The organism is Streptomyces lycii (assembly GCF_009735685.1).
Taxonomy (GTDB): Bacteria; Actinomycetota; Actinomycetes; order Streptomycetales; family Streptomycetaceae; genus Streptomyces; species Streptomyces lycii.
Genome location: NZ_WHPN01000200.1, coordinates 1 through 9,245, shown reverse-complemented (window position 1 = coordinate 9,245; position 9,245 = coordinate 1). Strand labels below are relative to the sequence as shown.

At 75.0% G+C, this 9,245-nt stretch carries 9 protein-coding genes; 8 read left to right on the top strand and 1 reads right to left on the bottom strand.

Annotated features, from left to right (window positions below):
* Positions 1–2 precede the first annotated feature (2 nt).
* The 6 genes from GCU69_RS08175 (at position 3) to GCU69_RS08150 (ending at position 6,411) form a co-directional block, all read left to right on the top strand.
* Positions 3–671 carry a TetR/AcrR family transcriptional regulator gene (locus GCU69_RS08175; RefSeq protein ID WP_098754420.1) on the top strand — a complete coding sequence of 223 codons (669 nt, stop codon included), beginning with the start codon at positions 3–5 and terminating at the stop codon, positions 669–671.
* 392 nt (positions 672–1,063) lie between these two features.
* Complete coding sequence (locus GCU69_RS08170) at positions 1,064–2,437, top strand: MFS transporter (RefSeq protein ID WP_156205528.1); 1,374 nt, start codon at positions 1,064–1,066, stop codon at positions 2,435–2,437.
* Between the two features lie 66 nt (positions 2,438–2,503).
* Positions 2,504–2,983 carry a type II 3-dehydroquinate dehydratase gene (gene aroQ, locus GCU69_RS08165; protein ID WP_156205527.1) on the top strand — a complete coding sequence of 160 codons (480 nt, stop codon included), beginning with the start codon at positions 2,504–2,506 and terminating at the stop codon, positions 2,981–2,983.
* Complete coding sequence (locus GCU69_RS08160) at positions 2,980–3,897, top strand: shikimate dehydrogenase (protein ID WP_408055776.1); 918 nt, start codon at positions 2,980–2,982, stop codon at positions 3,895–3,897. The genes aroQ and GCU69_RS08160 overlap by 4 nt, the downstream gene beginning before the upstream one ends.
* Positions 3,898–3,907: 10 nt before the next feature.
* Complete coding sequence (locus tag GCU69_RS08155) at positions 3,908–5,728, top strand: bifunctional sugar phosphate isomerase/epimerase/4-hydroxyphenylpyruvate dioxygenase family protein (protein WP_098754409.1); 1,821 nt, start codon at positions 3,908–3,910, stop codon at positions 5,726–5,728.
* 131 nt (positions 5,729–5,859) lie between these two features.
* Positions 5,860–6,411: a DUF402 domain-containing protein gene (locus GCU69_RS08150; RefSeq protein WP_156205526.1), complete on the top strand. Its 552-nt coding sequence runs from the start codon at positions 5,860–5,862 to the stop codon at positions 6,409–6,411.
* Positions 6,412–6,640: 229 nt separating this feature from the next.
* Here the strand turns inward: GCU69_RS08150 and GCU69_RS08145 are convergent, their stop codons facing one another.
* The gene (locus tag GCU69_RS08145) at positions 6,641–7,561 is read right to left on the bottom strand and encodes a class I SAM-dependent methyltransferase (RefSeq protein WP_098754407.1); all 921 of its coding nucleotides are present in this window, start codon (positions 7,559–7,561) and stop codon (positions 6,641–6,643) included.
* 271 nt (positions 7,562–7,832) lie between these two features.
* Between GCU69_RS08145 and GCU69_RS08140 the strand changes: the two genes are divergently transcribed.
* Together GCU69_RS08140 and GCU69_RS08135 are read left to right on the top strand one after the other, a co-directional pair.
* A complete protein-coding gene (locus GCU69_RS08140; RefSeq protein WP_098754406.1) occupies positions 7,833–8,417 on the top strand; it encodes a sigma-70 family RNA polymerase sigma factor in 585 nt (194 codons plus the stop codon).
* Complete coding sequence (locus GCU69_RS08135) at positions 8,414–9,205, top strand: anti-sigma factor (protein ID WP_098754405.1); 792 nt, start codon at positions 8,414–8,416, stop codon at positions 9,203–9,205. Before GCU69_RS08140 ends, GCU69_RS08135 begins: the two co-directional genes overlap by 4 nt.
* Positions 9,206–9,245 lie beyond the last annotated feature (40 nt).

Sequence of the window (9,245 nt, the reverse complement as noted above, 5' to 3'; positions counted from 1 at the left end):
GCATGACCGCCGTACCACCGCCCACCAGGCCTCCGGGGCGGCAGCGCGACGCGGTGCGGACCCGGGCGGAGATCCTCCAGGTGGCGACCGCGGAGTTCGCGCGGCTGGGTTACACGGGGGCGCGGATCGACGAGATCGCCGCACGCACCCGGACCACCAAGCGGATGATCTATTACTACTTCGGCAACAAGGAACAGCTGTTCACCGAGGTACTGGAGCGCGCCTACGCCGTCATCCGGCAGCAGGAGCAGCAGCTCGACGTCGGTCATCTGGACCCGGTCTCCGCGATCCGCTCGCTGGCACAGCTGACTTTCGACCACCACGAGGCGCACCCGGACTTCATCCGGCTGGTCAGCATCGAGAACATCCACGAGGCGGAGCACATGACCGCCTCTCCGACGCTGGACGAGCTCAGCTCCCCGGCGATCGAGATCATCGGCCGGATCCTGGCGGAGGGCCGGGCGCAGGGCCTGTTCCGCGCGGACGTGGACGCCGTGGACCTGCACGCGGTGATCAGTTCGTTCTGCTTCTTCCGGGTCGCCAACCGGCACACGTTCGGCGCTCTCTTCGGCCGGGACCTCACGGCCGGGGACCGGCGGGAGCACTACCGCACGATGCTCGGTGACATGGTGATCGCGTATCTGACCGGGGGCGGCGCCGCCGGGCGGTGACGCCCCCCGCCTCCCCCGCACGTCCGCGTGCGCGTCGAGCACGTCCGGCACGTCAGGCACAGCAGTCCGGCGCGTCCGGCACATCCGGCACGCCCCGGACGCCGCCCCCGCCGCCCGCACCGCTCGCGCGGGCCCGCGCGCCCGACACCGCACCGCCGGGATTCCGCACGTCCGTGGTGGCCGGAAAGTCTCGGCCGGATCCCTTGACAGTGCCCCGCGCCAGGCAGCACGATCGCCGAAACAATGAACTAACCAGTACGTTAATTAGCCGCGTGCCCGCCTTCCCCTACGGTCACCCCCGTCCGGCGAGCGGTTTCCGGCGCCCCTCGTCGTCCCGTCAGGCCCGTCCTCCCCCGAGCGGGGAGGCGGTCTCCGTTCCCGGAGGAGCACGCGTGTCCGCTCGCACGACCGACTCATCCGCACCACCCCCGCCCCCCGCCGGCAAGCCCCGCAAGGCCGCGCTCGCCGCCTGGGTCGGCAGCGCCCTGGAGTACTACGACTTCTTCATCTACGGCAGCGCCGCCGCCCTGGTCTTCCCGCACGTCTTCTTCGACCCCGACGACCCCGCCACCGCGACGCTGGTCTCGCTGGCGAGCTTCGGTGTCGCGTACGCCGCCCGTCCCGTCGGCGCGCTGATCCTCGGGCACTTCGGCGACCGGCTCGGCCGCCGGAAGATCATGGTGTTCACGCTGATCCTGATGGGCCTGTCGACGTTCGTCATCGGCTGTCTGCCCAGCTATGCGCAGGTGGGGACCGCGGCCCCCGTGCTGCTCGTGCTGATGCGCGTCCTCCAGGGCCTGTCGGCCGCCGGCGAGCAGGCAAGCGCCAACTCGATGACGCTGGAACACGCCCCGGAGGACCGGCGGGGCTATTACACGAGCTTCACCCTGAACGGCACCCAGGCCGGCCAGATCATCGCCACCCTCGTCTTCATCCCGGTCGCGGCCCTTCCCGACGAGCAGCTCTACAGCTGGGGCTGGCGCATCCCGTTCCTGCTGAGCGCCGTGGTCGCCGTCGCGGGCCATGTCATCCGTCGCCGGCTGGAGGAGACCCCGGCCTTCGAGCGGGCCGCCGCGAACGACGGCGTGGCGAAGCTGCCGCTGGCCGAACTGATGCGCCACCACTGGGCCGACGTGCTGCGGGTCGTCGCGGCCGCGCTCATCGCGACGGTCTCCACGATCTTCTCCGTCTGGACCCTCTCCTACGCCACCAGCGACGCCGTCGGCCTCGACCAGGAGGCGATGCTCTGGGTCGGCGTCCTGGCGAACACGGCGGCCCTGGCGGCCATCCCGCTGTGGGCACGGCTGTCGGACCGGATCGGGCGCAAACCCGTGTTCCTCACCGGGGCCATCGGCTCGGCCGTGATGGTCTTCGTCCACCTGTGGGCCCTCACCACCGGCAGCTACCCGCTGATCTTCCTGACCGGCATCGTCTTCTTCGGTGTCGTCTACAGCGCGGCCAACGGCATCTGGCCCTCGCTCTACGGCGAGATGTTCAGCACCCGGGTCCGGCTGTCCGGCATGGCCATCGGCACCCAGATCGGCTTCGCCGTGGCGGGATTCGCGGTGTCCCTGGCCGAGCGGATCGCCGGCCCGGACGGCGAGGGCTGGCTCGGTGTCGCCGTCTTCACCGCCGCGGTCTGCGCCGTCACCACGATCGCGGTGGCCACCGCCCGGGAGACGCACCGGGTGCCGACGGCCGAGCTGGGCCTGAAGCGGCCGCCCGGATCGGGCCGGCCGGACACCGCGGAATCCGTCCCCGCCTGACCCCGTCCCCGACCGGGCCCGTGTGGCGGGCGCAACGAACCATCCGGCCAGTACGCGAAGGTCCCCATGAATCCCAGCACCGACCAGGCGGCCCCGCCCTCCGGCCACCCGGTACTCGTCCTCAACGGTCCCAATCTCAACCTGCTCGGCGTGCGCGAGCCCGGGATATACGGCCGGGACACCCTCGCCGCCATCGAGGCGCGGTGCCACTCCACCGCCGCCGGGCTCGGGCTGCGGGCCGACTTCCGGCAGAGCAACCACGAGGGGGTCCTGACCGACGCCGTGCAGGAGGCGCGGACCGCGCACCGCGGCATCGTGATCAACCCGGCGGGGTACGGCCACACCTCCGTGGCCCTGCGCGACGCGCTGGCCGCCGCAGGCGTGCCCGTGGTGGAGGTGCACCTGTCGAACATCCACCGGCGCGAGCCGTTCCGCCACCACTCCTACGTCTCCGGGGTCGCCGACGCCGTCATCTGCGGCGCCGGGGCCCACGGCTACTCCCTCGCGCTCACCCATCTCGCCCGGCTCCTGGAGGACGCCCGATGAAGCCCGCGCCCGTGACGACGACGGCCGGGCCGGCCGGCGGAACGGTGACTCCACCGTCGTATCTGACCGGACTCGTCGGGTCCGGCATCGGCCCCTCGCTCAGCCCGGCCCTGCACGAGCGGGAGGCCGACCGCCACGGACTGCGGCTGCTCTACCGCACGCTCGACCTCGACGTGCTGGGCGGCGGGCCCGAGTCGGCCGGCCGCCTGGTGCGGGCCGCGCACGCCGTCGGCTTCGACGGGCTCAACATCACCCACCCCTGCAAGCAGCTGGTGATCCAGCACCTTGACGCGCTCGCCCCGGAGGCCGAGGCACTCGGCGCCGTCAACACCGTCGTCTTCGCCGGCGGCCGGAGCACCGGGCACAACACCGACGTCACCGGCTTCGCACAGTCCTTCGCCCGCGGCCTCCCCGGGGCGCCCACCGACCGTGTCGTCCAGCTCGGGGCGGGCGGCGCGGGCGCGGCCGTCGGGCACGCCCTGCTGACCCTCGGCACCGACCGGCTGACCGTCTCCGACGCCGACCCGGACCGCGCCGGGGCACTCGCCGACGCCCTGAACCGGAGGTTCGGCCCCGGCCGCGCCGCGGCCGCCGCCCTCTCCGGGCTGCCCGCCGTGCTCGCCGGCGCCGACGGCCTGGTGCACGCCACGCCCACCGGCATGGCCGCCCACCCCGGGCTGCCCCTCCCCGCCGCGCTGCTCCGCCCGGACCTGTGGGTGGCCGAGGTCGTCTACCGGCCGCTGGAGACGGAACTCCTCTCCCGCGCCCGCGGCCTGGGCTGCCGCACCCTCGACGGCGGCGGCATGGCCGTCTTCCAGGCCGCCGACGCCTTCCGCCTGTTCACCGGCCACGAGCCGCACACCGAGGACATGCTCGACGACTTCGCCGCGCTCGCCGCCGGCCCCGCCCAGTGAGGAACCCCCCATGCGCAAATCCATCGCCACGGTGTCGCTGAGCGGCTCGCTCCCGGAGAAGCTCACCGCGGTCGCCGCGGCCGGTTTCGACGGGGTCGAGATCTTCGAGAACGATCTGATCGCCGCCCCGCTCGGCCCCGGCGACATCCGGGACCGCGCCGCCGACCTCGGCCTGACCATCGACCTCTACCAGCCGTTCCGCGACTTCGAGAGCACGTCCGAGAAGGCACTGGCCGGCAGTCTGCGGCGCGCGGAACGGAAGTTCGAGGTGATGGAGCAGCTCGGCGCCGATCTGCTCCTGGTCTGCTCCAGCACCTCGCCCGACGCTCCCGAGGACGACGACCTCACCGCCGCCCAGCTGCGGCTGCTCGCCGAACGGGCCGGGGCGCACGGCATCCGGATCGCCTACGAGGCGCTCGCCTGGGGCCGCCGCGTCAACACCTACGACCACGCCTGGCGCATCGTCGAGGCGGCGGACCACCCGGCGCTCGGCACCTGCCTCGACAGCTTCCACATCCTCTCCCGGGGCTCCGACCCGGGCGGCATCGAGGACATCCCCGGCGAGAAGATCTTCTTCCTCCAGCTGGCCGACGCCCCGCTGATGGCCATGGACGTGCTCCAGTGGAGCCGGCACTACCGCTGCTTCCCCGGCCAGGGCGGCTTCGACGTGGCCGGACTGGCCGCCCGCGCGGTCCGGGCGGGCTATCGCGGCCCGCTGTCCCTGGAGGTGTTCAACGATGTCTTCCGGCAGGCGGACGCGGGCCGGACGGCCGTCGACGCGATGCGCTCGCTGCTCAGCCTGGAGGAGTCCGCCGGGATCGCCAGCCCGCCGGCCCCGGTCGTGCCCTCGGGCGTCGCGTTCGCCGAACTGGCCGCCGCCGACACCGAGCCGCTGCGCGCCCTGCTCGGCGCCCTCGGTTTCGCCCGCACCGGGCGGCACACCGGGAAGCCGGTGGAGCTGTGGGAGCAGGGCGAGGCCCGTGTCCTGCTCAACGCCGCGGGCGCCGACCGCCGCGAGGGTCCCGCGCTCGCCGCGCTCGGCCTGGAGACCCCGGACCCGGCGGCCGCCGTGCGGCGCGCCGAGTCGCTGCTGGCCCCGGTGCTGCCCCGGCGCCGCGCGCCGCGGGACGCGCAGCTGGACGCGGTGGCCGCGCCCGACGGCACCGAGCTGTTCTTCTGCCGCACCGGCCGGCCCGGACACCCGGACTGGCGTACGGACTTCACGGACGACCCCGGCGCGCCGGACGGGGGCGGCCCCGGGGCGGCGCACGGCGTCACCCGCATCGACCATGTCGCGCTCACCCAGCCCTGGCACCACTTCGACGAGGCCTCGCTGTTCTACCGGAGCGTGCTCGGGCTGCGACCCGACGAGAGCATGGACCTGGCCGACCCGTACGGGCTCTTCCGCAGCAGGGCGGTCGCCAACTCCGGGGGCACGCTGCGGATCGCCCTGAACGTGGCGCCCGGCCCCGGCGGCCGCGAGACCCGGCCGCAGCACGTCGCCCTGGCCACCGGCGACATCGTCGCCACGGCCCGCCGGGTGCGGGAGCGGGGCGGCGCGCTGCTGCCCGTGCCCGGCAACTACTACAACGACCTCGACGCCCGGTACGACTTCCCGCCCGGCGACCTCGACACGCTGCGCGAGCTGGACATCCTCTACGACCGGGACGAGTACGGCGAGTTCTACCACTGCTATACGGCCACCGTCGGCCGGGTCTTCTTCGAACTCGTCCAGCGCACCGGCGGCTACCGGGGCTACGGGGCCGCGAACGCCACCGTCCGGCTCGCCGCCCAGCACACCGCCGAGCTGCGCGCGGGGACGGCGCGCTGACCCGGCGCCCTTCCGGTAAACGGCTGGCACCGGTGGCCGCGGACGGGAAGAGTGGCCGGCGGGCGCGCACCGGCGGACCGAAAGCGGCGGCGCGTACGGGCCGGGCGTACGACACGAGGAGCGGGAGCGGCATGACGGACACCGGAGCGGACGCGGGCAGCGGAGCGGACGCGGGCAGCGGCGGAGACGGCGTACGGCTCGTGCCGGGGCGGGAGGTGACGGTGCGGCTGGACAAGGCACCGCGCCCCGACGTGCGCTATCCCGCGGACGTCGTCCTGGACGACGGCACGCACGTCGTCGTGCGCGCCCCCTGGGCCGGTCCGCCCGTGCGCGACTTCGGGTTCGTCCGGTTCGAGCGCGGGGACCTCTTCACCGAGCACTACTGGCGTGACCGCTGGTACTCCGTCAAGGAGGTCCGCGCCGCCGACGGCACGCTCAAAGGTTGGTACTGCGACGTGACCCGGCCCGCCCGGGTGGCGGACGGCGTGCTCGTCGTCACGGATCTCGACCTGGACCTGTGGCAGTCGGCCGACCGGCGTACGGTGCTGCGGCTGGACGAGGACGAGTTCGCCGAGAGCGGTCTCGAACAGCGGGACCCGGCCGCCGCGGAGGCGGCGCGGGCCGCGCTGGACGAACTGGAGCGGCTGGCGCGGGACGGGGCGTTCGCCGAGCTGCCCGGCTGAGACGCGGGCCCGGGGGTGTCCTCGGCCCCCGGGACGGGCGCGCCCACGGCGTCCCCCGGCGACCCCCGGTGTCCTACGGCCTCCCCTGGCGCCCGCGGCCTCCCACGGCGCCCCACGGCCTCCTCGGCCTTCGGGACGGCCGGCACCCCGGCCCCGCCGTCGGCAGCGGGGGCCCGCCCGGGCGTGCGGCGCTTCCGGCTGCCGGGCACCCGGCCACGCGAGGCGCCGCTCAGGCCTCCGCGCCGTCCTCCACCCGGCGGGCCACGTGCACGGTACGGGCGCGCAGCAGGAACGCGTCGGGCCGGCGGCGCAGCCCGAGTTCGTCGTCCGGGTCCAGCAGCCGTTCGACGGCCGCCCGGTCCTCGGCGTCGAGCCGGTCCCCCGCCATCTCCGGCACCCGCGCCAGCCGCTCGCACAGATGCTCCCGCACCGCGGCGTCCAGCGGCGCGGGCAGGTCGAGCAGGAACGTCCGGCTGCCGACCGGCTCCAGCCCGGCGGCGGCGAGCAGCGCGGGCCAGTCGTCGGGTTCGTCCCGGGCGCCGGGCAGTTCGGCCCGCATGGCGGTGAACCAGTCCTCGGTGACGGCGTCCAGCCGGGCCTGCAGGCCGGGCCGACCGGTGCCGGTGTCCCGCGGCAGCCAGCGCTCCGGCAGCCCGCCCTCGGCGACGGCGAGGACACCGCCGGGCCGCACGAGTTCCGCCGCGGCCCGTACGGCGGCCCGCTGGTCGCCGACGTGGTGCAGCGACTTGCTCGCCCAGACCAGGTCGCCCCGGCCCACGGTCCCGGGGTCGAGGGCGTCGGGGAGTTCGGCGAGCCGGGTGTCGACGCGGCGGCCGAGCCCGAGCCGGTGTGCCCGGGCCAGGGTCCGGTCCAGCAGCGCCCGGGTGCCGTCGACGGCCGTGACCTCGGCGGTCGCGAAGACCCGGGCGAACAGCGTGGTGGCGACGCCGGGGCCGCTGCCGAGGTCCAGGATGCGGGTGGGCGCGAGCAGTTCGTGCAGCCACTGGGCGGCCTGTTCCAGCACCGGCTCCTCGATCTCTGCCTCCTGTTCGAGGTAGGGGCCGAGTCGTTCCCAGTCCATCTCCGTACTGTCCTGCGAACCGTCGTGCGCGCCGCCGTGCGGGTGATGGTGGTGGGTCGCGTGGGTCATGCTCTGCTGCCTCCGGTTCACCGGTCGCCTGGGTACGGGCCGCGGGGCCCGCCTCGCACGCAGGATGCCCCGGCACCGGCCGCACGGCGAAACTTCTTTGCCGGTTCCGCAAGGATCCGTGGCCGGACCCATCCGTATGGCCCCCGGCTCCGAAGCACCGGTGAGGTCCGAGTCGGACTGTCGGGATTCTGGAGGACGAGATGAGTGGAACGGCTCCTGCCGGCGACCGCACCCCGAGGGCGCCGGCACGGCGCGCCAGGGGCGCGGCCACGTGAGCGAGACGGTGTTCCTGGGCGGCATACCGGTCCCGGGCCCCGACCCGGACGAGCTGCTGGAACTGGTCGCCCGCGGCGACCAGGACGCGTTCGCCCGGCTCTACGAGCTGGTGGCCGGCCCGGTCCTCGGGCTGGTGCGCCGGGTGCTGCGCGATCCCGCGCAGGCCGAGGAGGTGGCGCAGGAGGTGCTGGTGGAGGTCTGGCGCGGCGCGGGCCGCTTCCGGCCGGAGCGCGGCAGCGCGATGGCGTGGGTGCTCACGCTCGCCCACCGCCGCGCTGTCGACCGGGTGCGTGCCACGCAGGCCTCGGTGGACCGGGAGTTCCGGGCCGCGCTGCTGGACCGGACACCGGCGTTCGACGAGGTGACGGAACAGGTGGAGAACCGGCTGGAGCGGGAGCAGGTGCGGCGCTGTCTGCGCGGCCTGACCGAACTCCAGCGGCAGTCGGTGACGCTGGCCTACTACCGGGGGCTGACGTACCGGGAGGTCGCCGAGCTGCTCGGCGCGCCGCTGGGCACGGTCAAGACGCGGATGCGCGACGGGCTCATCCGGATGCGCGACTGCCTGGGGGTGCCGGCGTGAAGCGGCGCGCGACCGGCCGCCGCGGCGGCACCGAGCTGCACACGCTGACGGGCGCGTACGCCCTGCACGCGCTGCCGGAGGAGGACCGGGCGGCGTTCGAGGCGCATCTGGGCGCGTGCCCGGCCTGCGCGCAGGAGGTGAGCGAGCTGACCGCGACCGCCGCCCGGATCGGTTCGGCGGAATCGGTGGAACCGCCGCCGCGGCTCAGGGCGGAGGTGCTGCGGCGCGCCGCCGCGACCCGGCAGGAGCCGCCGCGGACGCCGGGCCGTTCCGCCCGCGGGCCGGGCCGGCCGGGGACCCGGCACGGGGGGCGGACGCTGACGCGGTTTCTGCTCGCGGCCTGTCTGGCGGCCGCGGCGGCGCTCGGCGGTGTCTCCGCCTGGCAGTACCAGCAGGCGCGGGACGCGCGGAGCGACGCCCGGCGGGCGGAGCAGCGGTCGCAGGACCTGGCGCGGGTGCTGACGGCGCCGGACGCCCGGAGCATCACGGGCCGGGTCGGTACGGGGGCGACCGGGACGGCCGTGGTCTCGCGCGGCGAGGACCGGGCGGTGTTCCTCGCGTCGGGGCTGCCGCGGCTCGCCGCCGACCGCGTCTACCAGCTGTGGTTCGACGACCACGGCACGATGCGCCCGGCCGGTGTGATGGATCTCCGGGCGGAGGCCGGTGCGGTGCTGCTGGAGGGCCGGGTCGGGGAGGCCGTGGGGCTGGGCATCACGGTGGAGCCGGCCGGCGGCTCACCGCGGCCGACCGGCGAACCGCTGGCGGTGATGGAGTTCCCCGCGGAGTAGCGGGGACGGAGAGGACCGGGGCGGGGCGGCCCCGGCCGGG